The sequence below is a fragment of the Neorhizobium phenanthreniclasticum genome (assembly GCF_040066075.1).
GTDB lineage: Bacteria > Pseudomonadota > Alphaproteobacteria > Rhizobiales > Rhizobiaceae > Neorhizobium > Neorhizobium petrolearium.
Map to the genome: position 1 here is coordinate 186,504 of NZ_JBEAAL010000011.1, position 26,758 is coordinate 213,261.

At 61.7% G+C, this 26,758-nt stretch carries 25 protein-coding genes; 16 read left to right on the top strand and 9 right to left on the bottom strand.

Going from position 1 to position 26,758, the window contains the following annotated elements; translation table 11 throughout:
* The first annotated feature begins 345 nt into the window (after positions 1 to 345).
* The 9 genes from ABK249_RS16370 (at position 346) to ligA (ending at position 12,106) form a co-directional block, all read left to right on the top strand.
* On the top strand, positions 346 to 1,272 hold the full coding sequence (locus ABK249_RS16370) for a D-alanine--D-alanine ligase (protein WP_348863351.1): 927 nt from the start codon (positions 346 to 348) through the stop codon (positions 1,270 to 1,272).
* Entirely contained in the window at positions 1,260 to 2,192 is a 933-nt protein-coding gene (locus tag ABK249_RS16375; RefSeq protein ID WP_407721176.1) for a cell division protein FtsQ/DivIB, read from the top strand. Before ABK249_RS16370 ends, ABK249_RS16375 begins: the two co-directional genes overlap by 13 nt.
* Positions 2,189 to 3,520 carry a cell division protein FtsA gene (ftsA, locus tag ABK249_RS16380; RefSeq protein WP_348863352.1) on the top strand — a complete coding sequence of 444 codons (1,332 nt, stop codon included), beginning with the start codon at positions 2,189 to 2,191 and terminating at the stop codon, positions 3,518 to 3,520. The genes ABK249_RS16375 and ftsA overlap by 4 nt, the downstream gene beginning before the upstream one ends.
* Positions 3,521 to 3,607: 87 nt before the next feature.
* Positions 3,608 to 5,368 (top strand): cell division protein FtsZ, encoded by a 1,761-nt coding sequence (gene ftsZ, locus ABK249_RS16385; protein ID WP_348863353.1) that lies wholly within the window; start codon positions 3,608 to 3,610, stop codon positions 5,366 to 5,368.
* Between the two features lie 255 nt (positions 5,369 to 5,623).
* Positions 5,624 to 6,580 carry a UDP-3-O-acyl-N-acetylglucosamine deacetylase gene (lpxC, locus tag ABK249_RS16390; protein ID WP_348863354.1) on the top strand — a complete coding sequence of 319 codons (957 nt, stop codon included), beginning with the start codon at positions 5,624 to 5,626 and terminating at the stop codon, positions 6,578 to 6,580.
* Positions 6,581 to 6,764: 184 nt separating this feature from the next.
* Positions 6,765 to 7,631 (top strand): outer membrane protein assembly factor BamD, encoded by an 867-nt coding sequence (locus ABK249_RS16395; protein ID WP_037147486.1) that lies wholly within the window; start codon positions 6,765 to 6,767, stop codon positions 7,629 to 7,631.
* Between the two features lie 24 nt (positions 7,632 to 7,655).
* Positions 7,656 to 9,329, top strand: a complete 1,674-nt coding sequence (recN, locus tag ABK249_RS16400; RefSeq protein ID WP_348863355.1) for a DNA repair protein RecN — start codon at positions 7,656 to 7,658, stop codon at positions 9,327 to 9,329.
* Between the two features lie 6 nt (positions 9,330 to 9,335).
* Positions 9,336 to 9,863, top strand: coding sequence for a DUF6886 family protein (locus ABK249_RS16405; RefSeq protein ID WP_348863356.1), 528 nt, complete (start codon positions 9,336 to 9,338; stop codon positions 9,861 to 9,863).
* Between the two features lie 83 nt (positions 9,864 to 9,946).
* Complete coding sequence (gene ligA / locus ABK249_RS16410; protein WP_348863357.1) at positions 9,947 to 12,106, top strand: NAD-dependent DNA ligase LigA; 2,160 nt, start codon at positions 9,947 to 9,949, stop codon at positions 12,104 to 12,106.
* 3 nt (positions 12,107 to 12,109) lie between these two features.
* Here ligA and ABK249_RS16415 read toward each other — a convergent pair whose 3' ends face one another.
* Positions 12,110 to 12,652, bottom strand: a complete 543-nt coding sequence (locus ABK249_RS16415) for a GNAT family N-acetyltransferase (RefSeq protein ID WP_348863358.1) — start codon at positions 12,650 to 12,652, stop codon at positions 12,110 to 12,112.
* Between the two features lie 272 nt (positions 12,653 to 12,924).
* Between ABK249_RS16415 and ABK249_RS16420 the strand changes: the two genes are divergently transcribed.
* Both ABK249_RS16420 and ABK249_RS16425 read left to right on the top strand, forming a co-directional pair.
* Entirely contained in the window at positions 12,925 to 13,515 is a 591-nt protein-coding gene (locus ABK249_RS16420; RefSeq protein ID WP_037147475.1) for a 3'-5' exonuclease, read from the top strand.
* A gap of 79 nt (positions 13,516 to 13,594) precedes the next feature.
* Entirely contained in the window at positions 13,595 to 14,092 is a 498-nt protein-coding gene (locus ABK249_RS16425) for a CreA family protein (protein WP_348863359.1), read from the top strand.
* Positions 14,093 to 14,148: 56 nt separating this feature from the next.
* Here the strand turns inward: ABK249_RS16425 and ABK249_RS16430 are convergent, their stop codons facing one another.
* The 3 genes from ABK249_RS16430 to ABK249_RS16440 all read right to left on the bottom strand — a co-directional run bounded on the left by ABK249_RS16430 (position 14,149) and on the right by ABK249_RS16440 (position 17,118).
* A complete protein-coding gene (locus ABK249_RS16430; protein WP_037147471.1) occupies positions 14,149 to 14,478 on the bottom strand; it encodes a hypothetical protein in 330 nt (109 codons plus the stop codon).
* A 209-nt stretch (positions 14,479 to 14,687) separates the two neighbouring features.
* Positions 14,688 to 15,155, bottom strand: coding sequence for a chemotaxis protein CheW (locus ABK249_RS16435; RefSeq protein ID WP_037147467.1), 468 nt, complete (start codon positions 15,153 to 15,155; stop codon positions 14,688 to 14,690).
* Between the two features lies 1 nt (position 15,156).
* On the bottom strand, positions 15,157 to 17,118 hold the full coding sequence (locus ABK249_RS16440; RefSeq protein WP_348863360.1) for a methyl-accepting chemotaxis protein: 1,962 nt from the start codon (positions 17,116 to 17,118) through the stop codon (positions 15,157 to 15,159).
* 289 nt (positions 17,119 to 17,407) lie between these two features.
* Here ABK249_RS16440 and ABK249_RS16445 point away from each other — a divergent pair, with 289 nt between their 5' ends.
* The 3 genes from ABK249_RS16445 to ABK249_RS16455 all read left to right on the top strand — a co-directional run bounded on the left by ABK249_RS16445 (position 17,408) and on the right by ABK249_RS16455 (position 19,259).
* A complete protein-coding gene (locus ABK249_RS16445) occupies positions 17,408 to 17,569 on the top strand; it encodes a hypothetical protein (protein ID WP_161784740.1) in 162 nt (53 codons plus the stop codon).
* 136 nt (positions 17,570 to 17,705) lie between these two features.
* Positions 17,706 to 18,305 carry an SCO family protein gene (locus tag ABK249_RS16450; protein WP_227703042.1) on the top strand — a complete coding sequence of 200 codons (600 nt, stop codon included), beginning with the start codon at positions 17,706 to 17,708 and terminating at the stop codon, positions 18,303 to 18,305.
* A gap of 75 nt (positions 18,306 to 18,380) precedes the next feature.
* On the top strand, positions 18,381 to 19,259 hold the full coding sequence (locus tag ABK249_RS16455; protein ID WP_348863361.1) for a 50S ribosomal protein L11 methyltransferase: 879 nt from the start codon (positions 18,381 to 18,383) through the stop codon (positions 19,257 to 19,259).
* 200 nt (positions 19,260 to 19,459) lie between these two features.
* On the opposite strand, the gene ABK249_RS16460 is transcribed toward ABK249_RS16455, so the two are convergent.
* Complete coding sequence (locus ABK249_RS16460; RefSeq protein ID WP_037147458.1) at positions 19,460 to 19,633, bottom strand: hypothetical protein; 174 nt, start codon at positions 19,631 to 19,633, stop codon at positions 19,460 to 19,462.
* 258 nt (positions 19,634 to 19,891) lie between these two features.
* Between ABK249_RS16460 and ABK249_RS16465 the strand changes: the two genes are divergently transcribed.
* Positions 19,892 to 21,724 (top strand): aminopeptidase P family protein, encoded by a 1,833-nt coding sequence (locus tag ABK249_RS16465; RefSeq protein WP_348863362.1) that lies wholly within the window; start codon positions 19,892 to 19,894, stop codon positions 21,722 to 21,724.
* Between the two features lie 3 nt (positions 21,725 to 21,727).
* Here ABK249_RS16465 and ABK249_RS16470 read toward each other — a convergent pair whose 3' ends face one another.
* The 3 genes from ABK249_RS16470 to pncA all read right to left on the bottom strand — a co-directional run bounded on the left by ABK249_RS16470 (position 21,728) and on the right by pncA (position 23,703).
* The gene (locus tag ABK249_RS16470) at positions 21,728 to 22,042 is read right to left on the bottom strand and encodes an AzlD family protein (RefSeq protein WP_348863363.1); all 315 of its coding nucleotides are present in this window, start codon (positions 22,040 to 22,042) and stop codon (positions 21,728 to 21,730) included.
* 1 nt (position 22,043) lies between these two features.
* Positions 22,044 to 22,763, bottom strand: a complete 720-nt coding sequence (locus ABK249_RS16475) for an AzlC family ABC transporter permease (protein WP_037147448.1) — start codon at positions 22,761 to 22,763, stop codon at positions 22,044 to 22,046.
* Positions 22,764 to 23,076: 313 nt separating this feature from the next.
* Positions 23,077 to 23,703, bottom strand: a complete 627-nt coding sequence (gene pncA / locus ABK249_RS16480) for a bifunctional nicotinamidase/pyrazinamidase (RefSeq protein WP_227703035.1) — start codon at positions 23,701 to 23,703, stop codon at positions 23,077 to 23,079.
* Positions 23,704 to 24,152: 449 nt separating this feature from the next.
* Here pncA and ABK249_RS16485 point away from each other — a divergent pair, with 449 nt between their 5' ends.
* Positions 24,153 to 25,514: a DUF2778 domain-containing protein gene (locus ABK249_RS16485; protein WP_348863364.1), complete on the top strand. Its 1,362-nt coding sequence runs from the start codon at positions 24,153 to 24,155 to the stop codon at positions 25,512 to 25,514.
* A gap of 21 nt (positions 25,515 to 25,535) precedes the next feature.
* Here ABK249_RS16485 and ABK249_RS16490 read toward each other — a convergent pair whose 3' ends face one another.
* A complete protein-coding gene (locus tag ABK249_RS16490; protein ID WP_348863366.1) occupies positions 25,536 to 26,681 on the bottom strand; it encodes an amidohydrolase in 1,146 nt (381 codons plus the stop codon).
* Between the last annotated feature and the right edge of the window lie 77 nt (positions 26,682 to 26,758).

Consider the following 26,758-nt stretch of genomic DNA (forward strand, 5'->3'; position numbering starts at 1 on the left):
AGCCGCATTCTGCCTTAAAAGAAAGCCCGCGAGATTGTCGGTCTCGCGGGCTTTTTCTCGTCCGGACGTCATTCAGGTCGGATTTAATCATCAAGAATAATAGTTCGAAGTCCGTATCGATGCAGGCGCTCATTCGCGTCATGACGGAATACGTTAATAATCGCTCATTCGATTTTTCCTTTATTTTCATGCCTTTGCCCGGTGGCATTAATCAAAGTAAACGATTTGTTAACCATATTGAGGCACTAATGCAGTCAAATCTTATATCCGGTGGGAATCGCCTCCGGAACGAGTTTGGCGCAAGCGCCGTGGCATAGACTGAAGTCCTTTTTTCGGGAGTGAACGATGAGTGGCAAGCATGTCGCTGTTTTGATGGGAGGGCTTTCCTCCGAGCGGCCTGTAAGCCTGTCTTCGGGCAATGCCTGTGCCGATGCTCTTGAGGGTGAGGGCTATCGCGTCACTCGCGTCGATGTCGGGCGGGATATTGCGACGGTGCTCACCGATCTCAGGCCGGACGTTGCCTTAAATGCATTGCATGGGCCTTTTGGCGAGGACGGAACGATCCAGGGCATTCTCGAATATCTGCAGATACCTTACACCCATTCCGGCGTTCTGGCGTCTGCGCTCGCCATGGACAAGCATCAGGCCAAGCGGGTCGCTCAGGCGGTCGGCATTCCCGTTGCGGAAGCCAAGGCAATGAACCGCTTCGATATTTCCAGCACGCATCCGATGGCTCCGCCTTATGTGGTGAAACCGGTGCGCGAAGGGTCATCCTTTGGCGTCGTCATTGTCCGGGAGAATCAGCCGCATCCGCCTCAAGTCATCGGTTCCTCCGAATGGCGTTACGGGGATCACGTGCTCGTCGAGCGTTACGTTTACGGCCGCGAGCTGACCTGTGGGGTCATGGGCGATGTGGCGCTTGGCGTAACGGAAATCCTGCCGGTAAGTCATGCTTTTTACGATTACGATGCAAAATATGCCGAAGGTGGCTCGAAACACATCATTCCTGCGCAAATTTCACCGAATGTTTACCAAAAGATTCAAACACTGGCGCTCAAGGCGCATCAGGCGATGGGCTGCCGGGGCGTCAGTCGCTCAGACTTCCGCTACGACGACCGTTTCTCCGAGGATGGTGAGATTATCTGGCTCGAAATCAATACGCAGCCCGGTATGACCCCCACATCGCTGGTGCCCGAAATGGCCGCGCATGCCGGCCACTCTTTTGGTGAACTGGTCCGTTGGATGGTGGAGGATGCTACGTGTTTGCGTTGATCGGCAATAGAGCGGGTGGACCGCGCGGCCGTTCTCAGGCTCTCTATCTCGGTGTCGAAGAGCGTCGCGTGCTTCCGCGGCCGCTTCGCCGGATGGTGCGTTTTTGCGTCAGCCTTGCAACGGGCCGAATTCATATTCCTCCCCACACGGGCACCGTGTCGGCATTCGGTTTCTTTGCTGCCGTCGGCCTTTACGGGATGTCGCTCGGTGGGCACGGTCACGAGGTCGCGCAGGCGACGACGGCGGCTGTCGGTTTCGCCATCGAAGACGTGCGCGTTTCGGGCAATGAGCAAACCTCGGAGATCGATATTCTCCAGCTTCTCGGCCTCGATGGCACGACATCGCTCGTGGCGCTCGATATCGATGCGGCCCGCCGCAAGCTTTCGGAATTGCCCTGGGTCGAATATGCGGAGGTCCGCAAGGTTTACCCGAGGACGATCGATGTCATGCTCAAGGAGCGTCAGGCATTCGGCATCTGGCAGCACGGTACCGAGCTTTCGCTGATCGAGAAGAACGGCAGCGTGATCGCGCCGCTGCGCGACAACAAGTTCACCTCGCTTCCGCTCTTCGTCGGTCGCGATGCCGAGACGGCTGCCTCTTCCTTCGAAGAGGAGATGTCGGGCTGGCCCGAGCTGAAAAACCGCGTGAAAGCCTATGTCCGCGTCGCGGGCCGGCGTTGGGACCTGCACCTCGACAACGGTGTCGTACTCAAGCTGCCGGAAAGCAATGTCGCCAAGGCTCTTGCCGTGCTTGCCCGTCTTGAAAAGGAACAGGGCGTGCTGGAGCGTGACATTGCGGCCGTCGATCTTCGTCTCGAAGACCGGACGACCATTCAGCTTACCGCCGGCGCTGTCGAGCGTCGCGGGCAGGCGCTGGAAGCGCGGGCCAAGGCTCTTAAGAAAGCGGGAGAGCAAATTTGAGCGTCTTCGGTTCTTCCCATTTCGGTCTGCCGCGCATGAGGCCGCTTTCCTCCAAGCGCAGCCACGTCGTTTCCGTCCTGGACATCGGCTCCACCAAGGTGGTCTGCATGATCGCCCGGCTGACGCCGCGCCAGGAAAGCCAGGTCCTGCCGGGACGCACCCATAACATCGAGATCATCGGCATCGGCCATCAGCGCTCGCGCGGCGTGAAGTCGGGCGTGATTGCCGATCTTGATGCTGCCGAAAGCGTGGTGCGGCTTGCGGTCGATGCGGCCGAGCGCATGGCGGGCCTTACCGTCGACAGCCTGATCGTCAACGTCTCCGCCGGCCGGCTGGCAAGCGACGTCTATACGGCAACGATCGATCTCGGTGGTCAGGAAGTCGAGGCGGCAGACCTCAAGAAGGTTCTCGTCGCGGCAAGCCAGCAGTCGCTGCGTCAGGACCGTGCAATCCTGCATTCGCTTCCGACCGGCTTTTCGCTGGACGGCGAGCGCGGAATCCGTGATCCGCTGGCGATGTTCGGCGACGAGCTGGGCGTCGACATGCATGTGGTCACCGCCGAACGCGCTACGCTCAAGAACCTCGAGCTCTGCGTCAATCGCGCCCATCTTTCAGTCGAGGGCATGGTTGCCACGCCCTATGCCAGCGGCCTCGCGGCCCTCGTCGACGACGAGGTCGAGCTTGGCTGCGCTGCAATCGACATGGGTGGCGGCACGACGACGATCTCGGTCTTTGCGGAAGGCAAGCTCGTCCATACGGATGCGATAAGCCTCGGAGGCCATCACGTCACGACCGATCTGGCGCGCGGTCTGTCGACCCGCATCGAGGATGCGGAGCGCATGAAGGTCGTGCATGGTTCGGCCCAGATGAACAGCGGCGACGAGCGCGACGTGATTTCGGTGCCGCCGATCGGCGAGGACGACCGCGACCAGCCGACACAGGTGCCGCGTTCGCTGGTCACCCGCATCGTCCGGGCCCGTATCGAGGAAACCCTGGAACTGATCCGCGACCGTATCCAGAAGTCGGGCTTCAGCCCGATCGTCGGCAAGCGTGTCGTGCTGACGGGCGGCGCAAGCCAGCTCACCGGCCTTTCGGAGACCGCCCGCCGCATCCTGGCGCGCAACGTCCGCATCGGCCGTCCGATGGGCGTCTCCGGTTTGCCGGCGGCAGCCAAAGGCCCGGCCTTTTCGACGGCCGTCGGTCTGATGATCTATCCGCAGGTTGCGGACATGGAAACACATGCCTCTCAGAGCGGGCTTATGGCTTCGCTTGGCAGTGGCAACGGCCGGCTGGCGCGCGTGGGCCAGTGGCTGAAGGAGAGTTTTTGATGCGGGGGCTTCTGCCCACTGCCTCAGAGAAGAGTTGGAATGAATTGGCCGGCGGCGATGCGGCCTGAAGAAGAAGGAACTGCTGCAATGACCATCAAGCTGCAAAAGCCGGAAATTAACGAGCTGAAGCCGCGCATCACCGTATTCGGCGTCGGCGGCGGCGGCGGCAACGCCGTCAACAACATGATCACGGCCGGGCTGGAAGGCGTCGATTTCGTTGTCGCCAATACCGATGCCCAGGCGCTCACGATGACCAAGGCTGAACGGATCATCCAGATGGGTGTCCGGGTCACCGAAGGTCTCGGCGCCGGCTCGCAGCCGGAAGTTGGTCGCGCCGCCGCTGAAGAATGCCTCGACGAGATCGTCGATCACCTGAACGGTACGCATATGTGCTTCGTGACCGCCGGCATGGGCGGCGGCACAGGTACGGGTGCTGCACCCGTTGTCGCGCAGGCCGCCCGTTCGAAGGGCATCCTCACCGTTGGTGTTGTCACCAAGCCGTTCCACTTCGAAGGCCAGCGTCGCATGCGGCTCGCCGAATCTGGAATTCAGGAGCTGCAGAAGTCGGTCGATACCCTGATCGTCATTCCGAACCAGAACCTCTTCCGCATTGCCAACGACAAGACGACCTTTGCGGACGCTTTTGCGATGGCCGATCAGGTGCTCTATTCCGGTGTCGCCTGCATTACCGACCTTATGGTCAAGGAAGGCCTGATCAACCTCGACTTTGCCGACGTCCGGTCGGTGATGCGCGAGATGGGCCGCGCGATGATGGGCACGGGCGAAGCGTCCGGTCCGGGCCGTGCGATGCAGGCGGCGGAAGCGGCGATTGCCAACCCGCTCCTCGATGAGACCTCAATGAAGGGCGCTCAGGGGCTGCTGATCTCGATCACCGGCGGCCGCGACCTGACCCTCTTCGAAGTCGATGAGGCCGCGACCCGCATCCGCGAGGAAGTCGATCCGGATGCGAACATCATCCTTGGTGCGACCTTCGACGAAGCGCTTGAAGGCCTGATCCGCGTGTCGGTCGTCGCCACCGGCATCGATCGTGGCGCTGCCTCGGTCGATATCCGGGCCGCTGAGATGCGCGCTGCTCAGAGGCCGGTGATTCGTCCGTCTGCGGCCGTGTCGTCGGCTCCGTCCGTTGCGGCTCAACCGGCTCCGGTTGCCCAGGCCGCCCCGGCTCCGAAGCCGGCTGTCGACCCGATCGCCGAGACGATCCGCATGGCAGAGGCCGAGATGGAGCGCGAGCTCACCATACCCGAGCCGCAGCAGGCTGCCCCGGCACCTCAGCCGGCCGCTTCCCAACCGGCTATGCAACATCATCATGAAGAATTCCGGCCGCAGAGCCGCATCTTCGGTGCTGCCCCGGTTGACGCTCCTGCCCCGATCGCGAGCCGTCCGGCTCCGGCCTCGCAGCCTGCTCCGGCAATGACGCAGCCGGCGCCCCGCATGGCGCAGCCGGTCCACCATGAGCCGGTCGCTCCTTCCGTCTCGACGGTTGTCGAACCGGTGCGCATGCCGAAGGTTGAAGACTTTCCGCCGGTCGTGAAGGCCGAGATGGACCGCCGCGCTCAACCCGTACAGCATGTGCAGGAAGAGCGTGGTCCGATGGGGCTCCTGAAGCGAATCACCAATTCGCTCGGCCGCCGCGATGAGGAAGAGCAGGTCAGCGACATGACGGCTCCTGCTCCTGCTCCCCAGCAGCGTCGTCCGCTGTCGCCGGAAGCCAGCCTTTATGCGCCGCGTCGCGGTAACCTCGACGACCATGGCCGCGCCGTTCCGCAGGCTCATCACGAGGACGATCAGCTCGAAATTCCGGCCTTCCTGCGCCGCCAGTCGAACTGAGTTAACAACGGTCACGAAATGTGAAAGAGGCCCGGATCACGCATCCGGGCCTTTGCTCGTTTTCTTAACCCGTACGCGGAGTTAACAACGTAACAATCGGAAACGAACAGTGATTTGGAATGCGCCGGACGGCTGCGTATGTAGTGCGATGAAAGACGCGGAATGAGGCCTCCCGATTCAGGTGATTGGTCTCTGGACGCCAGGAATTTCGGATCACTTTGCCTTAGGGATCCGACGATAAAGAAGGCAGTAGGAATGACCATCGGATTGCTCGGTTTCCAGACCACCATCGCCGCCCCGGTAACCTTGACGGGGATAGGCGTTCATTCCGGAGCGCCTGTCGATATTACCTTCCAGCCTGCCGAAGCCGGTACCGGCATCGTGTTCACGCGCGTTTTCGAAGACGACAGTTCTGTGGAATACCGCGCCGTCTCTTCTCAGGTCGGTCCGACGGATCTGTGCACCGTTCTCGGCAGTTCGCCCGCAAGGTGGATTGCCACGATCGAGCATGTCATGGCGGCTCTTTATGCTCTCGGTATCGACAATGTCGTGATCGATGTCGACGGCAGCGAAATGCCGATCATGGATGGCAGCTCCTATCCCTTCATCGAGGCGATCGAGCAGGTCGGCATCGTCAATCTCGGCATCAAGCGCCGTTATATTCGTGTCGTGAAACCGGTGCGTATCGATTCGGGTTCATCCTGGGCCGAGTTCCGTCCGCATGACGGCACCCGGTTCGAAGTCGAGATCGACTTTTCCTCGCCGCTCATCGGCCGGCAGAAGTGGGAAGGCAATCTGACGCCGGAGACTTTCAAGCAGGAGCTTTCCCGCGCCCGCACGTTCGGCTTCATGCGTGATGTGGAACGCCTTTGGGCCGCCGGTTATGCGCTCGGCTCCTCGCTCGAGAATTCGGTCGTCATTTCCGACGATGATACGGTCGTGAATGTCGAAGGTCTGCGCTACGAGGATGAGTTCGTTCGCCACAAGGCGCTGGACGCCGTCGGCGATCTGGCGCTGGCCGGTGCACAGTTCATCGGCTGCTACCGGTCCTATCGCGGCGGTCACAAGATGAATGCGAATGCGCTGAAGGCGCTCATGAGCGATCCGACGGCCTACGAAGTCGTCGAGGCTCCGTCGTCGCGTGCGGCTCGCGTGCGGGCAGGGGAATTCGTGCCGGTCAGCGTGCCGGAACTGACGCCCTGGTTCGCCTGAAAAAAATATGATCCAGTCCACCTGGCCGCTTCCTCGGAGGCGGCCTTTTCTTTTGGGCGACGACCTGCAATGCCACAAAAATGCATTAATGCGCCATCATTGCGTTGCTCTCCCTTTGCTTTTATGGGTAGAACCGCCTGCTCGGGGCAGGGCTTCAATGCGCGGGACGATCGGGAACTGTCGAATGAACCATGTAAGGTCTGTTGGAATGCGTAAGACGGCAAGAATGGCGCTTGTCTCGCTGATGCTGGCTGGCGCCGGTCTGGGCATGACGGCTTGCCAATCGGACCGCGATATCGACATCACAAAGCTCGGCATGGAGACCGATCCGCCGGAAACGCTCTACAACCAGGGCCTCGCCAACATGAAGGCCGGTAACCTCGCCGAGGCAGGCCGCAAGTTCGATGCGATCGACAAGCAGAACCCGTTCACCGAATGGGGCCGCAAGGCGCTCGTCATGAGCACCTTCACCAAATACCGGCTGGGCCGCAACGACGAGGCGATCACCACCGGCAACCGCTACATGAGCCAGTATCCCCAATCGCAGGATTCAGCTTATGTGCAGTATCTGGTCGGTCTTGCCTATTCGAAGCAGATTGCCGACGTGACGCAGGATCAGAAGGCTGCGATGCGCACCATCGAAGCGATGAACAAGGTCATCAAGGACTATCCCGATTCCGAATATGTCGAGGACGCGCAGGCCAAGATCCGCTTTGCGCGTGACCAGCTCGCCGGCAAGGAGATGCAGGTCGGCCGCTATTATCTGGAGCGCAAGGAGTACCTCGCGGCGATCCAGCGCTTCCGCGTCGTGGTCGAACAGTATTCCAACACCAACCAGGTGGAAGAGGCTCTGGCGCGGCTGACGGAGGCCTATTATGCGATGGGTATCGCCGAGGAGGCGCAGACTGCCGCGGCCGTTCTCGGACGCAACTATCCGGACAGCCAGTGGTATGCCGATTCCTACAAGCTGTTGCAGAGCGGCGGCGTCGAGCCTCGCGAGAATCGCGGTTCGTGGATTTCTCGCGCCGGAGCAAAGCTCATCGGCGCGTAAGGTACAGCGCAAGATCGGGGAAACATGCTGATCCAGTTGTCGATCCGCGATATCGTTCTGATCGAGCGGCTGGATCTTGCCTTCGAGACCGGCCTTTCGGTGCTGACCGGCGAAACGGGCGCGGGCAAATCGATCCTTCTCGACAGTCTGTCGCTCGCGCTCGGTGGCCGCGGTGACGGTGGCCTTGTGCGGCACGGGGAAGAGAAAGGGCAGGTGACTGCCGTCTTCGACGTGTCCGGCACACACGCCGCCCGTCAGCTTCTGCGGGAGAACGGGATCGATGACGACGGCGACCTGATCTTCCGCCGCATCCAGTCCGCCGATGGCCGCACACGTGCCTCCATCAACGATCAGCCGGTGAGCGTTCAGCTCATGCGGCAGGCGGGGCAGCTTCTCGTCGAAATCCACGGACAGCACGACGACCGGGCATTGATCGATACGGATGCGCATCGCACGCTTCTCGATGCATTTGCCGCTTTGAGCGATGAGGTCCAGCAGCTTTCCGGCCTCTACAAGACCTGGAAGGATGCCGAGCGTGCCTTCCGGACCCATCGGGCCAGGGTGGAGGCTGCCGCCCGCGAGGCTGATTACATCCGCGCCTCGGTCGAGGAACTCGAAGCACTGGCACCTCAGGACGGAGAGGAGGACGAGCTTGCCGAGCAGCGGTCCCGCATGCAGAAGGCCGAACGGATCGCCGGCGACATTTCGGAAGCCTCCGAATTCCTCAACGGCAATGCATCTCCAGTTCCGCTGATTGGTTCACTGGTGCGGCGTCTCGAACGCAAGAGCCATGAGGCGCCGGGCTTGCTGGAGGAAACGGTTGAACTGCTCGACACGGCGCTCAACCATCTCTCCAACGCGCAGATGGAGATCGAGGCGGCGCTCCGGAAGACCGAGTTCGATCCGCGCGAACTGGAGCGGGTGGAGGAGCGGCTGTTCGCATTGCGCGCCGCTGGCCGCAAATATTCCGTTGCCGTCGCCGACCTGCCGGCGCTTACCGAAAAGATGATCGCCGATCTTGCCGACCTCGATGCCGGCGAGGAGAAGCTTGCCGAGCTCGAAAAGCTGACGGGCGCCGCCAAGGCGGAATACGATCGGGCGGCCGTCGCCCTGTCGGGGAAGCGCCGGCATGGCGCCGAGGCGTTGGCGGAGGCCGTGATGACCGAGTTGCCGGCACTGAAACTGGAACGCGCCCGCTTCATGGTGGAGGTGGCAAGCGATCTCGAGGCTGCGACTGCGGAAGGCATAGACACGGTCGAGTTCCATGTGCAGACCAACCCCGGCACGCGTCCCGGCCCGATCATGAAGGTTGCATCCGGCGGAGAGTTGTCGCGTTTCCTGCTGGCGCTCAAGGTGGCGCTTGCGGATCGCGGCTCGGCTCCGACGCTGGTCTTCGACGAAATCGACACCGGCGTCGGCGGCGCGGTGGCAGACGCGATCGGCCAGCGGCTGAAGCGGCTTTCCGAGAAGGTGCAGGTGCTTTCAGTGACGCACGCACCGCAGGTGGCGGCGCGCGCGGCGACCCATCTCTTGATCTCCAAGGGACCGGCTGGGCAAGGCTCGGACAAGATCGCCACTCAGGTTGCCACGATGGAACCGGAGCACCGCACGGAGGAGATCGCCCGCATGCTGGCAGGGGCTTCCGTGACGGACGAGGCGCGGGCAGCGGCAAAGCGGCTGCTTGCCGGCGGCGGCTGATCGCAGATGCGGCTTTACCATTTCAGCGACGATCCGGGTATCGAACGCTTCGAGCCGCGGCCGGTCCGGGTTGCGTCGCCGCGGCAACCCGGCAAGGAATGGCTGAATGGTCCGCTTGTCTGGGCGATCGATGAAGCACACGAATTCATGTATCTCTTTCCGCGCGATTGCCCCCGGATTCTGATCTGGGCGAAGCCGGACACGCTTGCGGACGACCGCCGATCCTGGCTCGGCGATTGGCGCGCCGTAGCCTATGTCGAACGCGTGTGGCTCGATCGTTTGAGCGGGGAAACGATCTGTCGTTACGAAATGCCGGTTGAAGGGTTCGAGGATCTCGATGACGCCGGCATGTGGGTCGCCCGCCGGCCTGTCGTGCCGATCGGTGTTGCCGCGATGTCCGGGCTGGACCGGGAATTCGCGCCGCGGGGTGTCGCGCTTCGCGTCGTCGACAGCCTGAAGCCTCTCAAGCCTCTCTGGCAGAGCAGCCTGCATGTCAGCGGCATCAGGCTTCGCAATGCGCTCGATTGGGTCTAGGGCGACCTTCCCGCATCGCTCTCTTCCCATTGCGGAAATTTGCTCTAAAAAAACGACTCCGCGATCGCGAGGAGTGCATCCACATGTCCGTCGAAAAAACGCCCGTCGAAGACCTGACCGAAGAACAGGCCGCAGCCGAGCTCGCTTATCTGGCGGCCGAGATCGCCCGTCATGACGAGCTCTATCACGGCCACGATGCGCCTGAGATTTCCGATGCTGATTATGACGCGCTGAAGCGGCGCAACGATGCGATCGAGAAGCGGTTTCCGAAGCTGATCCGGGCCGACAGCCCGTCGATCCGCGTCGGCGCCGCACCTTTGCCGACATTCGCGCCGATCACCCATGCGCGGCCGATGCTGTCGCTCGACAACACGTTTTCCGACGACGACGTGCGCGACTTCGTCAACTCCGTCTACCGTTTCCTCGGACAGCTTCCGGATGGTTCCATCGCGTTTACGGCGGAGCCCAAGATCGACGGGCTCTCCATGTCGATCCGTTACGAGCACGGGCGGCTCGTCAATGCAGCGACGCGCGGAGACGGCACGACCGGCGAAAACGTTACCGAGAACATCAGGACCATCAAGGAAATCCCCAACCGCCTGCCGACCGGCGTGCCGGACGTCATCGAGGTGCGCGGCGAGGTTTATATGCGCAAGAGCGACTTTCTGGCGCTCAACGCGCAGATGGAAGCGGAAGGCAAGCAGACCTATGTCAACCCGCGCAACACCGCCGCCGGATCGCTTCGCCAGCTCGACGCCAGAGTGACGGCCAGCCGAAACCTGAAATTCTTCGCCTATGCCTGGGGCGAGATGTCGGAAATGCCGGCCGACACCCAGATGGGCATGGTGGAGAAATTCAAGGAATGGGGGTTTCCGGTCAACCCGCTGATGAAGCGGTTAAACTCGGTTGATGACATTATCGACCATTACAAGCAGATCGGGCTAAAGCGTCCGGACCTCGATTACGAGATTGACGGGGTGGTCTACAAGGTTGACCGGCTCGACCTGCAGGGAAGGCTCGGCTTCCGCTCCCGCTCACCGCGCTGGGCGACGGCGCACAAGTTCCCGGCCGAGCAGGCTTTCACCCGTGTGGAGAGGATCGATATCCAGGTGGGCCGCACCGGCGCGCTGACGCCTGTCGCGCGTCTCACGCCCGTGACTGTCGGCGGCGTGGTGGTCACCAACGCGACGCTGCACAACGAGGATTACATCAAGGGCATCGGCAATTCCGGCGAGCGCATCCGCGAGGAGGAGCACGATATCCGTATCGGAGACACGGTCATCGTGCAGCGGGCCGGCGACGTCATCCCGCAGGTGCTCGACGTCGTCATGGAAAAACGTCCTCCGGACGCCGTGCCTTACGAGTTTCCGAAGAAATGTCCGGTCTGCGGCAGCCATGCGGTGCGCGAGAAGAACGAGAAGACGGGCAAGCTTGATTCGGTGACACGCTGCACCGGCGGCTTTGTCTGCCGCGCCCAGGCCGTTGAGCATCTCAAGCATTTCGTGTCACGCAATGCCTTCGATATCGAGGGGCTTGGTTCCAAGCAGATCGATTTCTTCTTCGAAAGCGAGGATCCGGCACTGCAGGTCCGTACTGCGCCCGATATCTTCACGCTGAAGAAACGGCAGGAGGATTCACCGCTCACGAAGCTGGAGAATATCGAAGGATTCGGCAAGGTCAGCGTCAAGAAGCTCTTCGACGCGATCGATAGCCGCCGCGAGACCGCGCTTCATCGTTTCATCTATGCGCTCGGCATCCGTCATATCGGCGAGACGAACGCCAAGCTGCTCGCCCGCGCCTACGGCACTTACGAAGCCTTTGAGAAGGCCATGAACGAGGCCGCCGATCTTTCCGGTGACGCCTGGGACGACCTCAACAATATCGAGGGTATCGGCGAGGTCGTGGCGCGCGCCATCGTGGAGTTCTTCAAGGAGCCGCGCAATGTCGAGGTCATCACGCGGCTTCTCGAGGAGGTGACGCCGCAGGAGGCCGAGCAGATTGCCGCAAGCGGCAGCCCGGTCTCCGGCAAGACCGTCGTCTTCACCGGATCGCTCGAAAAATTCACCCGCGACGAGGCGAAGGCGAGGGCAGAAAGCCTCGGCGCCAAGGTGGCGGGCTCGGTCTCGAAGAAAACCGACTTCGTCGTGGCAGGCCCGGGCGCCGGCTCCAAGCTCGACAAGGCGAGAGAGTTCGGCGTCCAGGTGATGGACGAGGACGAATGGCTGGCCTTTATCGGCGGGTGACGCTCACGTCCGAATTCTGGCCATCGTATAGGCATCCACATATTCGCCATCGCGAAAACCGAAGCAGCGGAGGTGGCCTTCCTTGACGAAGCCGTTCCGTTCGTAGAGGCGGATGGCGCGGTCGTTGTCGGTATAGACGGTCAACTCGACCCGTTTCAGGTTCAGCCAGCGGTCAGCGATGGCGAGGATTTCGCCGAGCAGCGCCCTGGCGATGCCGCGGCCCTGATAGGCGTCGTGGACGCCCATGCCGATGCTGCCGGCATGCGCCCGGCGCGGGTTGGGAAAGCGGCTGAGCCCGCAAATGCCGACGATGCGACCTTCGAGCTCGGCGATGAGTTCAAAGGAATTGCTGGACTGATTCTCGACGTTCTTGCGAACCTCGTCTGGCGTGTGGTGGGGTATGCGCAACGTGCCGTAGCGGTAGCCGGGCAGGTTGATCAGGGTGGCGATCGCCGGAGCGTCGTCCGGCGTGCGTGCGCGGATCGACAGGCCTGTGGGCCATCGGGCATCCGGATCGAGCGGGGGCGGGGTATCGAATTCACTCATCATACTCTCCTTCGTTTCGCCGAAGCAGAGCGGGAGAACCGACCCTGCCTTGCTTTGGCAGGGTTGGTGGACGGATGACCGGCTAACGCGCCAAAACCGCCACGCACCCTGCGGGATGGATGGTCACGGTAAGATGCATATGGGCGGCGAACTTGGTCATGACCGGCATGAAGCCAGAGAGCGTGCGAAGCGTCAAGAGTTCATACCGCCCGTCTTTGCCGAATCGGGTCGCGGGCTGTAGAAGTCGGTCGACATCCATTCGGGACCAGCCTTTGAAGACCATAGCCATCGATTTCGAAACCGCCAATGAACAGCGCGGCAGCGCCTGTTCGGTAGGTTTGGCATGGATCGAGGACGGCGAGGTCGTGCGGGTGGAGGAACGGCTCATTCGTCCCAAGGATATGCGCTTCTCGTCCTTCAATATCGCCATTCACGGCATCCGGCCGGAACATGTCGAAGACGCGGGTGAGTTTCCCGAGGTCATGGACGAATTTGCCGACGATTTCCACGGGGCGACGATGATCGCCCACAACGCCGCCTTCGATTTCAGCGTCTGGCGCGCCTGCCTCGATGCCTATCGGCAGAGCTATCCCGAGCTTGCCTATCTCTGCAGCGTGAAGATGGCCAAGAAGGTCTGGCCTCATCTCGGCTCCCACAAGCTGAATGTTCTCGCCGACCATCTTGGGTTGCGGTTTACGCATCACAACGCGGCAGAGGATGCCGCGATCTGTGCCGAAGCGACGATTGCCATTGCCGGCTCCCTGCAGGTTTCGCATGTCCGCGATATTCCCGCTGCGATCGGCATGAAGGTCGGTCGCCTCTTCTCCGGTGGCTATGATCCCTGTACCTGTCGTCTGAAGTGAGACATTCGGACATGCCTGCTTGTAACGGCGCTGGCACGTCTTATCTCAGATCACGGATTGTTTACCGGAGTTCCTGTCCATGAAACGCCTGAACCGCCTCGCATCCGCAGCTGCCCTTTCCGTCGCCTTTCTCTCCATTCCAGCTTCCGCCGAAGTGGTCGGCAAGGTCGGAGTTGACTGGATCGGCAACGACATCGTCGTGGAGGCGATTGCGGATCCGGAAATCAAGGGGGTGACCTGCCACGTCACCTATTTCGACCGCTCGATCATCGACCGCCTGAAGCAGGGAAACTGGTTCGAAGACCCGTCGAACAGCTCGATCGCCTGCCGGCAGACCGGGCCGATCGAGATCGGCGATATCGACCTGTCCAGAGGCGGTGAGGAAGTCTTCCGCGAAGGCCGCTCGCTGATCTGGAAGGATCTTCTCGTCAAGCGCATCTATGACAAGGCGAACGATACCCTGGTCTATCTCGCGCATTCGCGGCATGTCGTCGAGGGATCGGCGAAGATGGCGATTTCGACGGTTCCGCTCTACAACCAGAACGCCGTCTGGAAGAACGGCAAGCCGCAGCCCTGATCCGGCCTGCCGTCTGCGGGAACCGGGCGGGTACGCCCGGTTGCCGGGATCATGGATCAGCGGACGTAGACGATCCTGCTGCCATCCGCCGCCTTTTCGATGCCGACCACGTTGTTCAGTTCGACATTCTGGCTGACGAGCGTCTGGCGGAGCCTGGAATCGGTTCTCACCTCGTTCTGGGCTGCCTTGACCGTCGACTGGTCGGGATGGGCAAAGGTATCCGGAATGCTGAGGAAGCGGGCGCTGTCGTCTGCGCCCGGATCGGTATAGATGATCCGGACATCATTATTGCCGGCCGGGACTGCCATCGAACCCATCTCACGGGCATAGGCGCTTCCCATCGTGGCGACGGACATCAGGACTGCGAGTGCAAAAGCCTTGTTCATGGTCATTCTCCTGTCTTCGTAAACCAGCCGAAGAGTTTTGAAGCGGTTCGGTTGGGCGTTTTGCGACGGAAGAACTCGCAGCGCACAAAAGCGGTTCCGGATATTATTCTTAAATTTGTGTAATGAATAAATTAATGATTACAATATGTTAACCTTCCGCCGCGGGTGCTTGCGGCGGAAGTCTCCAAGCCTCTGTTTGCACTGCAAAATCAGGCTGCTTCGCGTTCCAGTTCATCGGCGATGACGGTGTCGAGGTTCAGGAAGCAGACCATGGTCTTTTCGAGCGCCACGATGCCGCGGCAGAAGGCGCGCTGGGCTTCCGGAATGATCTCCGGCGCCGGCTGCAGATCCTCGCCGCGGATGGTCATCATGTCGGAAACCTGTTCGACCAGCAGGCCGACCAGCTTGCCGCGGATGTCCGTCACGATGATCGCGGAGCGTTCGGAGGGCTCGGTCATCTTCATGCCGAGGCGGCAGGCCATGTCGATGACCGGGATCACCGCGCCGCGCAGGTTGATGAGGCCGAGAACGTAAGGCGGCGTGTGCGGCATCGGGGTCACCGGTGCCCAGCCGCGGATTTCGCGGATCGCCATGATGTCGATGCAGAATTCCTGGTCTCCAAGATGGAAGGAGACGATCTCGAGATACGCGCCGGACTGCTTGATGGCATTGGTCATGTCAGAACTCTTCCCATTTGTCTGAGGAGCCCGAAGCCTTCCTGGCAGAGGCCGGGCTATTGCTGAATGCTCCCGCGAGCTTGTTCATCAAGTTCAGTGCGGGGGAGGGTTTTGCTGGCGTGGAGGCGCTCGCGACATCGACGGCGTGCGGGCCATTGCCGCCACGGATCTGGAACTGGCCGATCAGTCGGCTGAGGGTTTCCGCATCACTTGCCAAAGAATGGCTCGCGGCGGTGCTCTGCTCCACCATGGCGGCATTCTGCTGGGTTGCTTGGTCCATCTGGCCGATTGCGCTGTTGATCTCTGTCAGTCCGGTGGATTGTTCGCGCGCAGAAGTGAAGATCGCGTGAACGTGATCATTGATTTTCAGCACATCATCGCCAATGCGCGTGAGGGCTTCGCCTGTGGCCTTCACCAGATCCACGCCCGTCTTGACCTCCTGATTGGAGCGGGTCACCAACGCCTTGATATCCTTGGCGGCACCCGCAGCACGTCCGGCGAGTTCGCGCACCTCCTGGGCGACGACCGCAAAGCCCTTGCCGGCCTCGCCTGCGCGGGCCGCCTCGACGCCGGCATTCAGCGCCAGAAGGTTGGTCTGGAAGGCGATCTCGTCGACGACGTTGATGATCTTGCCGATCTCGGCCGTTGCATCCTCGATCCGTTCCATGGCAGCCGTTGCGTCCCGAACGACCGTGGTGGATTGTTCGGTATAATCCTTGGTGTGGCCCACCATCTCGCTTGCTTCCTCGGCGCGATGGGTGGTGCTGCGGACGGTCGCGGTGATCTGTTCGAGCGCCGATGACGTCTCTTCCAGAGACGCCGCCTGCTTTTCGGTGCGACGGGCAAGATCGTCGGCGGCGGAGCGCATCTGGTTGGCATTCGCGCCGATGGAACTGGCGCTGGTCGTGACTTCCGTCATGACGTGACGCAGCCGCTCGACGACCCGATTGAAATCCTGCCGGAGGCGTTCGAGGTCGTCGCGGAACGGGCGGCTCAGCGTTGCGGAAAGATCGCCTTCGGAGAGGCGGTTCAGTGCTTCGCCCAGCGAATCGACGGCAAAGTGAAGCGCCTGGGCGTCGGCTTTCTGCTCCTCGTCGCGGGATTGGCGGCGAAGCTCGTTCTGGTGTCGTTCGTCCGCGAGACTGGCCTCCAGCGTTTGGCGTTCGACGGCTGCAAGGCGGAAGATGTCCGTCGCGCGCGCCATTTCGCCGATTTCGTCGCCGCGGTCGGTGCCGGACACGGTCGTCGTATAGTCGCCGCCGATGATCCGCTGCATGCTGGCGCGGACGCCGTCGATGCCGCGCCGGATGGCGCCGCCATGGACGGTCTGAAGTATTGCCATTGTGAAGAGCGCAAGCAGCCCGCAGCCGATCTGCACGTAAAGCGAGGTTGCCGAGAGCGCATTTGCTTCCTGGACGCGTGCACTGACAAGCGCGTCGCCGCCATTGGCGAGGTCGGCCAGAATATTGGTGAGGCGTTCGCCGGCGCCGTCGATCGTATCATCGAGCCTGGCGTATTCCTCTTCGGGCGCACCGCCTTCAACGAGGGCCTTGAGGTCGCCCTGGATCGCCTTGGCGACCTCCTTCAGGTCGGCATCGTAGGTCGAAACCATTGCGGGATTGCCCACCGCACCGGCGAGCGCCTTCAGGTCCGCTCCTCCTTCGGACAGTTGCCTGATCCCATCATTGATGGCCTGCAGCCGGTCGGGGTGAATCTGCCGTTCGTCCGCGTCGATGATCGTATCCATGGCGGCGAGGACAAGGCGCAGGTTGGCGATTCGCAGTTCGTTTGCGACGTCCACCAGATGCCGGACCTCGGTTGACCGGGCAAGCGCCTGGTCGACCTGCCTGCCTTCATACCATCCGACAATCAGCATGGTGCCTATGCCGACAAAGGCTGCTCCAGCCAGCGTCCAGAGGCGCTGGTTCACCGAAAATGTCTTACGGGTCGCCGTTTCGGTCATGTAGATGGACGTCCTCCCAAAGCCGGATCTGTCCGGCAGGCTTCGAAACGATGCGGAGCGAGAGATGCGCTGGTCTCGATGACGTCATGTCGGTGTGGTTCGGAACCTTGCTGTCGGCCGAATGCGATGAGCCGGTGCGTCCATGCAGCACCGGTACTCTCATTCGTCGCTTCGACTCGGGTGAACCACCTTCGCGCTCATAAAGTCTCAAAGAGACGTTAATGTTATGCTAACCCTATCCGGATCGGGCCGGGCTTCCGTTAACCGCGCGGGCGATGTACGATGAGACATGAACCGAGATGCCGTCACCAACAGTCATCGTTTTCCGGCCGTCGCAGCAGCAGGCCTGCTGTTGCTCGGCATCGCCGCAGCGGCCTTCTACGGCTGGCTTCAGTTCGGCTCTTCCATCATTCTCTCTCTCGGGGAGACCGGCCTTTCCTGGTGTTTCTGATGCCTTCCATGGCGTCTGGGACAAATCAGCGCGATTGTGTCCGAAAACATCTTCTTGAATTGCGCTCGGGCCGGCTCGGGGCTATCGATCCGGCAAACGAACGAACTCGGTTCGGACCTTTAAGAAGAGAATGCCGATGAAGACATTTCGCACCGTCCTCTGGATTGCCGTCGTGGCGCTTGCGGGCATTCTGGCATGGCTCACTTTCGAGGTGACGCGCTCGAAGCAGGATCTGGCGGAAGGCCCGTTCGGCGTGCCGTTCCAGCTCGTCGCCCAGAACGGCCAGCCGATCACCGAAAAGGCGTTCCAGGACAAGCCGACCGCGCTCTTCTTCGGCTTCACCCATTGCCCCGAAGTCTGCCCGACGACGCTTTTCGAACTGAATGGCTGGCTGCATCAGGTCGATCCGGACGGTACCAAGCTCAACGGTTTCTTCGTCAGCGTCGATCCGGAACGCGATACGCCAGAACTGCTCGGCCAGTACATTTCCAATGTCACCGACCGGGTGAAGGGCATCTCCGGCCCGCCGCAGAAGGTCAACGAGATGATCAAGGGCTTCAAGGTCTATGCCAAGAAAGTGCCGGTCGACGAGAAGGATCCGAACGGCGACTACACCATGGACCATACGGCCTCGGTCTTCCTGCTCGGCAATGGCGGGCGTTTCGCAGGCACGATCGCCTATGGGGAAAATCCGGACACGGCGATCAAGAAGCTCGAGAATCTGATCAAGGGCTGAAGCCTTGCAGTTGAACGGTCCCATGCTTCTGTGGCAATCCTCTCGGCTGTCATGAATAGCTGAGAGATCATTTCCTTGAGTGAAATCCGCCTTTACGTCACGTCCACCGAAAAGGGTGCCGCCGAGATCCTCGATCTTTTGTCGGAAGTCTTCGGCGAGGAGGATTTCGCCATCGCCACCACGGAAGTGGACGAGAGACGGGATATCTGGGAAGCCTCGGTCTATCTGATGAAGGATGAGGAAGAGGCGGTGCGCGAGCGCATCGCCGAGGGCATCCGCCATGCCTTCCCGAATGCGGTGATCGAGAGGGAGGTGATCCCGGATGTCGACTGGATCGCCAGATCGCTCGAGGGCCTGAAGCCGGTGAGGGCAGGGCGTTTCCTCGTCCATGGATCGCACGATCGCGACAAGGTGAAGCTCAACGATATCGCGATCGAGATCGACGCCGGCCAGGCTTTCGGGACAGGCCATCACGGCACGACGGCCGGCTGCCTGGAAATGATCGAAGGGGTCATGCGCGCCCGAACCGTCCGCAATGCGCTCGATCTCGGGACGGGAAGCGGAGTGTTGGCAATTGCGGTGCGAAAGCTCCGCCACATCAAGGTGCTCGCCACCGACATCGATCCGGTCGCCGTGCGTGTCGCCAAGGAAAATGTCCGCCGCAACGGTATTGCCTCGGGTATCCGGCTGGAGACAGCGCCGGGGTTCCATTCACCGGCTTTCAGGAAAGAGGGGCCGTTCGATCTTATCGTCGCCAATATTCTGGCGCGGCCGCTGATGAAGATGGCACCGCAACTCGCCGCGCATCTGGCGCCTGGCGGCTCGGTTATCCTCTCGGGCATTCTGGCCGGGCAGCGCTGGAAGGTGCTGTCTGCCTATAACGGCGTGAAGCTTCGCCATGTGCGCACGATCTGGCGCAACGGCTGGGTCACGATCCATCTGCGCCACGGTTGATAAATTTTGCAGTGCAGCAGTGATCTGGATGCAAGGCTCTGGATGCCGGGCAGCAAAAAGGCGGCACTTTTGGTGCCGCCTTGCGATCGGTCCGGAGACTGATCTTACCCGCGAGCCGGGAGGAGGAGATGCTCAAGCGGGTCTCGCATTCTGAAAGCCGGGGCGGGTGAGGGAGGAGAATCGCCGCCTTGGCTCTTTGCTCAGAATGCTGAGCCTATCGCGCCCTTGCGGCGCAGTTCCTGCCGGCTTGTGCCGAGGCCTTTCAATGTTTCGTCGTCGAGGTTGAGCAGCGCGCCGTTGACATACCGGGCGGCCTGACGCTCACGTGCCTCAACGATGCGGTTGAAGGCGTTGCGGAAGAAAGAGGTGGCCATGGAGGTGTCCCTTCGACTGACGGGCCTTGTTCGGCGCCCATCGATGGTTGCAATATAGGCCGTTCTCTCAGGTCGAGTGAGGGGACTTCCCTCAATGGTGTTATGCATTCATTGCATAGGATGCCCTGATCGAGATCAATGCCTGTTAGCATTTGCACAATCGCTGGTCATTGACGGCTTTGGCTGGCGTTCTCTCTCGAAGATCGGCTAACATTGTCGTCATCTCCCGCGGAATCAAACAGCCGGAATCCAATACCCATGTTTCAGTCTTTCGAAGTGAAATCCGCTCCGCAGTTCGGCCGTGAACGCGTCAACGCGCTCAGGGCAAGATTTGCCGAGCTCGGGATCGATGGTTTCCTCGTTCCGCGCGCCGATGAATACCAGGGCGAATATGTCCCGGCATCGGCCGAACGGCTTGCCTGGCTGACCGGCTTTACCGGTTCGGCGGGGGTGGCGCTCATCACGCAGCGTGAGGCAGTCGTTTTTGTCGATGGACGTTACGTGACCCAGCTTGCCGAGCAGGTGGATGGCACGGTGTTTACCGGCGGCGATCTCGTCAACGAACCGCCGCATGTCTGGCTGCCGCACCATGCGCCCAAAGGGTTCCGCCTCGGCATCGATCCATGGCTGCATGCGGGTGCGGAAGTACGGCGGCTCGAAAAGGCGCTTTCCGAGATCGGTGGTTCGCTGGTGCTTCTCGACAACAATCCGCTCGATGCGCTCTGGAGCGACCGTCCGGGCGAACCGCTTGGCGCGGTCACCATCCAGAGACACGAACATGCCGGAAAGCTGGCCAGCGAAAAGATCGCCGAGATCGCAAGCCAGGCAAAGGAAAAGGGTGCAGTCGCGCTCCTCGTCACCGATCCGTCCTCCGTCGCCTGGATCTTCAACATTCGCGGCGATGACGTGCCGCACACGCCACATCCCCTGAGCCGGGCAATCATTCCGGCGGAAGGCAAGGCTGAGATATTTCTCGACAAACGCAAGACGGGGATAGAGGCGGAAGCCTATCTGGCCCAGCTCGCCATACAGCGTCCGCCGTCGGAATTGCCGAACCGGCTCTCCGCCTTCGCCAAGGGCGATGGGAAGATCCTGATCGATCCGGAGCTGACGCCGCTTGCGCTTACCAAGGTGATTACCGCCTCGGGTGGAGATATCGTAGAAGCCGCCGACCCGGCGAAGCTGCCTCGCGCCCGCAAGAACGAGGCCGAGCTGGATGGTTCTGCGAAGGCGCATCTGCAGGATGGCGCTGCCATGGTGGAATTCCTCTGCTGGCTCGATGCTCAGGCGGCGGGCACGATCACCGAAATCGATGCGGTCAAGGCACTGGAGGCGGCCCGGGCCCGTGTCGGCGAAAGCATGCAGAATCCGCTCAAGGATATCTCCTTCGACACCATTTCCGGGGCCGGCGAGCATGGTGCGGTCATTCATTACCGTGTGACGACCGAAACAGACCGCAGGCTGGAAGCCGGCGATCTCTTCCTGATCGATTCCGGCGCGCAATACATCAACGGCACGACCGATATTACCCGCACCGTCGCGGTCGGTGCCGTGCCGGAGGACCGCAAGCGCTTTTTCACCCTGGTGCTGAAGGGCATGATCGCCATCAGCACGGCGCGCTTCCCCAAGGGCACGCGCGGCTGCGACCTCGATCCGCTCGCCCGGATCGCGCTCTGGAAGGCAGGCGGCGATTATGCCCATGGCACGGGCCATGGCGTCGGCTCCTATCTTTCGGTGCACGAGGGGCCGCAGCGCATTTCACGGCTCGCGACGCAGGAGCTCTTGCCCGGCATGATCCTTTCCAACGAGCCCGGCTATTATCGGCCCGGCTCGTTCGGCATCCGCATCGAGAACCTGATCTATGTGAAGGCCGCGGAGGAGATCGAGGGCGGCGACCAGCCGATGCTCTCCTTCGAGACGCTCACCTGGTGCCCGATCGACCGGCGGCTGGTGCTGCCGGCACTGTTGACGGAGGAGGAGCTTGCCTGGCTCAACAGTTATCACGCGCAAGTGCGCGAAAAGTTGACGCCGTTGATCAGCAGCGAGACCGTCCGGGGTTGGCTCGTGAAGGCAACCGAACCGGTTGCCTGACCGCTAGAACCCGAGAAGGTGGCGGCAGACCATCGCCGCCGCCCAGCCGGCGCCAAGCATCATCAGCCCCGGATATCTGATCCCTGCGGCAAGCGCGACGAGCATGGCGATCTTGACGTCCCAGCCGCCGTTGAAGAAGGCCGGCGCGACCAGTGTGGTCAGGACGGCCGCCGGCACGGCATTCAGAGCCTGCTCCATCCGCGGCGGGATGGTCTTCATCCGGGTGATCAGCACGTAACCGCCGATACGGGTGAGGAAGGTCGCGACCGCAGCGGCGAGAATCAGCAAAACCATGTCTATGGAAATCTGGTCGGCCATGTCAGGTCTCCGTCTCGCTGGCGGCGGTCATCGGCATGCGTTCCTTCGGCAGCGGCAAAAGTGCCGCCACGACGACGCCGACGGCAGCCCCGATGCTCACATGCCAGGGCGAGCCGACGAAATGGTATCCGAGCATGGAGCCGAGTGCGCTCGCCACCACAACCGGATAGAAACCCGGCCTGCGGCGGAAGCCGATCACGAGACCGAGGAAATAGATCGGCAGCAGGACGTCGATCGCGAGCGTCCTCGGATCGCCCATCATCCGGCCGAAGAATGCGCCGACCATGCTGAAGAACAGCCAGGGGAAATAGATCGCGGCACCGAAGCCCAGATACCACGGGAAGCTGATGCCGATGCCGGACTCGCCCCGCCTTACGCTTTCGGCGAATTGCGGGTCGGTCAACAGAAAGAACGTGAAGAATTTCTGGACCGGGTTGAAATGGCTGACGAACCGCGCGAGCGCCGCCGAATAGAGGATATGCCGGAAATTGACGGCGAAGACGGAAAGCACCACCAGCCACGGCGCGACATGTTGGCCGAACAGTTCGATGCCGACGAGCTGGCTGGCGCCGGCATAGACGGTCGCGCTCATCAGCCCGGCTTCCATGACGGACAAGCCGTTGTCGGCGGCGACTGCGCCGAACAGCACGGCAAAGGGAGCTGATGAGATGGCGATGATGATACCGCCCTTGAGGCCCTCGTAAAATTCGCTGCGATTCATCTATCGTCGGGCCTCGGGATTGTTGGAAAGCCTCTGTGCATCCGGCACATGAAGGTTTCTAAGAATGGGTTATCTTCCGACATGTCATTCTCCGGTCCCTTCCTAAATGTCTGCCGGCCTTCTGGCTTGAAGAAAAGTGCCCGGCATGAACGCCCGATTCGGATCAGGACGACCGTGCGGAAAACACTTGCCTAAGGAAGGTGATGGTGACCACACATGACCGCATCACGCCGGATGCTGCCTAAAGAGTCAGAGCACGGCGCGCAATTGAATTGCGCTGATGGAACGATCGATTCCGCTGAACTGTCGAGGTTCAATCGGCGAGCACATCCTTGCTGGAGATGATCCCGATGCCCTTGGCCTTCATCTCCGCAATCGCCGCCTTGACCCCTTCCGGATCGATGCCGCGGCTGGCGTCCTCAATGAAGCAAACCTTCACGCCGGGAAGCATGTCCACGGCATCGAGAGCGGAATATTTGACGCAATAGTCGGTCGCAAGGCCGCAGATATCGAGCTCGGTCACCAGTTGCGCCTTGAGATAGCCGGCAAGGCCGGTCAACGCCGCCTGGTCATTGTCGCGGAAGGCCGAATAGCTGTCGACCGCCGGGTTCTCGCCCTTTTGCTGGATGTAGTCGACCGCTTCGATATTGAGGTCCGGGTGGAATTCGGCGTCCGGCGTTTCCTGCACGCAATGGTCCGGCCACATGACCTGCGGCTTTCCGGAGAGTTCGCCCATGTCGAACGGTTTCTTGCCGGGATGCTGCGAAGCAAAGCTGCCATGGTTTTCCGGATGCCAGTCCTGCGAGGCGACGATCACATTGTAGCCGCCGTCCTCGATCAGCCGATTCGCGACCGGCACCACCTCGTCGCCATGCGGTACGGGCAGATTGCCGCCCGGGCAGAAGCCATTCTGGATGTCGATCAGCAGCAGTGCCTTCATCGCCACCTCCTCCGGATTTCATCTGAAACAAGATGCCAATCATGGCCGCAGCGATCAAGATCGGAAGCGAATCTCGGCTCTCCTGCCGCTTCATATTCGCCGGAATCCGCACCTTCCGCTGAACGGCGATGTCGCGATGAGGCAACACCTGCAGGAAATCCTCGCCGTCACTCAACCGTTCCTCTATTGACTGTCTCTCTTTCGCATACCACAAACACCTGAACGCCATATTTCGGCTAAACTTCCGGCGGCTTGCGCTCTTACGTGCATCGCCGAAAATCAAATCGGGGCGGCGTAAAGACATTGGTTACCATAATCATTCATCCTCACCTGCAGTCGTCTGGCGGCAGTGAGCAGATTCCCTCTCTGTTCGGAAATCGCCGGGATTGTGTTGGCGGTTTCGCGCAAGCGGTTCCCGCCGGTGTATGTAACGGTTCGGGTAACGAGTGATGGTGCGTTCGGTACAGGCTTCCACGAATGGCAAACAGGCGCGCAAGGCGCCGCCACGCCGCAAGAAATCCCGCTCTCTCCTGACGAATGTCGCGATCGGTGTCGGTCTGACCGTCGCGGCCCTGATGGGCGCTTCGGTAGTCACCGTGGCGACCGCGGTCAAATCCGCCTCGGATGTAAGGTTCGAAACCGCACTGGCAAAGCCGGTCGACCTGGCTGCTCTCGTGGAAACTGCGGGGCGTGAGATCGACGTTGCGAAATTCTCCCGCCTTCCCGGCAGTTCTACGGCTGATCCGAAAGGGTGGCGTCTTGTCGATGCCGAAGTGGCAGCGCTTGAAGCCCGCAAGCCGGATCAGTCGAGCGTGAGGCAAATGCTCAATGTCGCCATGGCCAAGGCGGCCCGGCGCGCCGAACAAGAGCAGCAGTTCGCTGCGCTTGAGGAGAAGCGCCCGGATGCGCAGGCCATTCGCACGATCCTCGGCCAGGCCATGGAAAGCCTCGTCGTCGTGGCGCCCCGGAGCGGCGACGTCATGCCGGATCTGATCCAGGATGCCGCGCCGGCGGTGACGGTTGCCGAACTCAAGGACATGAAGCCGGTCGAGATGGCGGCGCTGGAGCAGACGGCGCTCGAGGACGACGCCGGCGAACAGGATACGGTCGCGATCGTCGAAGCACCGGCTCCGGCCTACGCGCTACCGAAGGCCGGTCCGCTGCCGGTCATCCGCCCATCGTCCGCCACGGCTGAAAAGCCGGTCAGGCCCAATGCGCTGGCTGCGATCGCCGCGGTTGCCCCGCAAAAGCCGGGCAAGGTCGATGCCGACGACGACAAACCCACAGCGCTCGCCTTCGCCAAGCCCGACAATCCGATGCGCGTGGAGCCCTCGCGCCCGTCGCCCGCGCCAAAATGGCCGGGGATCGGCACGAAGGTCGCCATCTACGACATCACCAACGGTGTCGTGCACATGCCGAACGGCACGAAGCTGGAGGCCCATTCGGGCATCGGCAGCATGCGCGACAATCCGAAATACACGCATGTGACGATGCGCGGGCCGACGCCGCCCGGCACCTACAAGCTTTCCATGCGCGAGAAGCTGTTCCATGGCGTGGCCGCCATCCGCCTGACGCCCGTCGACGGCAAGGCGCCGCAGGGCCGCACCGGCCTGCTCGCCCACAGCTATCTGCTGCGCGTGCGCGGCGATTCGCACGGCTGCGTCGCCTTTGCCGAATACGACCGCTTCCTGAAGGCGTTCCAGCGCGGCGACATCACCCATATGGTGATCGTGCCGAAGTGGGACGGAAAGCGCCCCGGCAGGGGCGGCGATAACTTCCTTGCCAAGCTGTTCGGCGGCAACGACGCCTGACGGGGCGTCGTCAGTCAACGTTTATCCAAGAATATCCCGCGCCACACGCGTGAAGATCCGCGTGCCGATGGGGATCAGGTCGTCCGGAAAATCGTAGTTCGGATTGTGCAGGTTCGGCATGTTCTCGCCGGCGCCTAGAAAGAACATCGCCGATTTCGAGACGGTCGCGAAGCGTCCGAAATCCTCCGAGCCGCGCATGGTCTCGCCCGGTTCGTGCGAGACGCCTTCCGCATCCATGGCGGCGCGCAACAGGGCGGCCGCCTCCGGATCGTTTTCGGAATGCACGAAGATGTCGTGGTATTCCAGCGCGTAGCCGAGCCGGCCTTCCGCGGAGGCCTCCCGCACCAGGGTTTCGGCAGAGGCGATCAGGCCGTCCATCTCGCCGTCCGTCATGGTTCTGAGCGTCACCCAGACTTCCGCATGGCCAGGCGCGATGCCGAAGGCCGGCTCGCCAATCGACGCATGCGTGACCGTCGCCAGCACCAGGTCCTCCGTGGCGATGCCGCCCTTGCTCAAGCCCGTCAGCGCCGGCATCAGCTTTGCCACGGCGGGCACCGGCGAAATGCCGGTCTCGGGCATGGAGGCATGCGCGGTTCTGCCCGAAAGCGTGATCTTCAGGCCGCGCGAGGCGCAATTGGCGATGCCGTCCTTCAGCCAGGCATGGCCGAGCGGCAGGCCCGGCATGTTGTGCAGCGAAAAGCTGTAATCCGGCTTCAGCGCCTGGAACTTCTCATCCGCGATGACGGCCGCAGCACCCGCGCCCGTCTCCTCGGCCGGCTGGAAAAGCAGGATGGCGCGTCCGCGCTTCGGCCTTTGCCGCCCGAACTGCCGCCCGAGTGCCGCAAGCATCGCCATATGGCCGTCATGGCCGCACATATGGCCCTTGCCGGGAATTTTCGAACGATGGTCCGGCTGGCCCACTTCCTCGATCGGCAGGGCGTCGAGCTCGGCGCGGAACATCACCGTCGGGCCGGGCGCGCCGCTGTCGTAGATCACCGCGACGCCCGTGCCGCCGAGACCGGCAACGATCCCGTCCGGTTTCGTCTCGCCCAGAAAGCGCTGCACTTCGGCAGCAGTGGCGATCTCCTCGCCGGAAACCTCCGGCATGGCATGCAGCCTCTGCCGCCATGCGGCAAGCTCGATCACGTCCTGGTTTGAAAGAAACATGAGCCGCCTCCTTATCCGGTGTCGGCCCAGAGCTAGACGGGGCAGGGGCTTTCGGCAAGGAAAACCCTGTTTTCAGC

Excerpts from the sequence above, each read along its gene's own strand:
- ABK249_RS16430 (WP_037147471.1), bottom strand. The coding sequence starts at position 14,478 with ATGAACAAGGCTTTTGCACTCGCAGTCCTGATGTCCGTCGCCACGATG.
- ABK249_RS16425 (WP_348863359.1), top strand. The coding sequence starts at position 13,595 with ATGAAACGCCTGAACCGCCTCGCATCCGCAGCTGCCCTTTCCGTCGCC.
- ABK249_RS16440 (WP_348863360.1), bottom strand. The coding sequence starts at position 17,118 with ATGACCGAAACGGCGACCCGTAAGACATTTTCGGTGAACCAGCGCCTC.
- ligA (WP_348863357.1), top strand. The coding sequence starts at position 9,947 with ATGTCCGTCGAAAAAACGCCCGTCGAAGACCTGACCGAAGAACAGGCC.
- recN (WP_348863355.1), top strand. The coding sequence starts at position 7,656 with ATGCTGATCCAGTTGTCGATCCGCGATATCGTTCTGATCGAGCGGCTG.
- ABK249_RS16475 (WP_037147448.1), bottom strand. The coding sequence starts at position 22,763 with ATGAATCGCAGCGAATTTTACGAGGGCCTCAAGGGCGGTATCATCATC.
- ABK249_RS16445 (WP_161784740.1), top strand. The coding sequence starts at position 17,408 with ATGAACCGAGATGCCGTCACCAACAGTCATCGTTTTCCGGCCGTCGCA.
- pncA (WP_227703035.1), bottom strand. The coding sequence starts at position 23,703 with ATGAAGGCACTGCTGCTGATCGACATCCAGAATGGCTTCTGCCCGGGC.
- ABK249_RS16460 (WP_037147458.1), bottom strand. The coding sequence starts at position 19,633 with ATGGCCACCTCTTTCTTCCGCAACGCCTTCAACCGCATCGTTGAGGCA.
- ABK249_RS16370 (WP_348863351.1), top strand. The coding sequence starts at position 346 with ATGAGTGGCAAGCATGTCGCTGTTTTGATGGGAGGGCTTTCCTCCGAG.
- ABK249_RS16435 (WP_037147467.1), bottom strand. The coding sequence starts at position 15,155 with ATGACCAATGCCATCAAGCAGTCCGGCGCGTATCTCGAGATCGTCTCC.
- ftsZ (WP_348863353.1), top strand. The coding sequence starts at position 3,608 with ATGACCATCAAGCTGCAAAAGCCGGAAATTAACGAGCTGAAGCCGCGC.
- ABK249_RS16415 (WP_348863358.1), bottom strand. The coding sequence starts at position 12,652 with ATGAGTGAATTCGATACCCCGCCCCCGCTCGATCCGGATGCCCGATGG.
- lpxC (WP_348863354.1), top strand. The coding sequence starts at position 5,624 with ATGACCATCGGATTGCTCGGTTTCCAGACCACCATCGCCGCCCCGGTA.
- ABK249_RS16465 (WP_348863362.1), top strand. The coding sequence starts at position 19,892 with ATGTTTCAGTCTTTCGAAGTGAAATCCGCTCCGCAGTTCGGCCGTGAA.
- ABK249_RS16395 (WP_037147486.1), top strand. The coding sequence starts at position 6,765 with ATGAACCATGTAAGGTCTGTTGGAATGCGTAAGACGGCAAGAATGGCG.
- ABK249_RS16450 (WP_227703042.1), top strand. The coding sequence starts at position 17,706 with ATGAAGACATTTCGCACCGTCCTCTGGATTGCCGTCGTGGCGCTTGCG.
- ABK249_RS16470 (WP_348863363.1), bottom strand. The coding sequence starts at position 22,042 with ATGGCCGACCAGATTTCCATAGACATGGTTTTGCTGATTCTCGCCGCT.
- ABK249_RS16485 (WP_348863364.1), top strand. The coding sequence starts at position 24,153 with ATGGTGCGTTCGGTACAGGCTTCCACGAATGGCAAACAGGCGCGCAAG.
- ABK249_RS16490 (WP_348863366.1), bottom strand. The coding sequence starts at position 26,681 with ATGTTTCTTTCAAACCAGGACGTGATCGAGCTTGCCGCATGGCGGCAG.
- ABK249_RS16405 (WP_348863356.1), top strand. The coding sequence starts at position 9,336 with ATGCGGCTTTACCATTTCAGCGACGATCCGGGTATCGAACGCTTCGAG.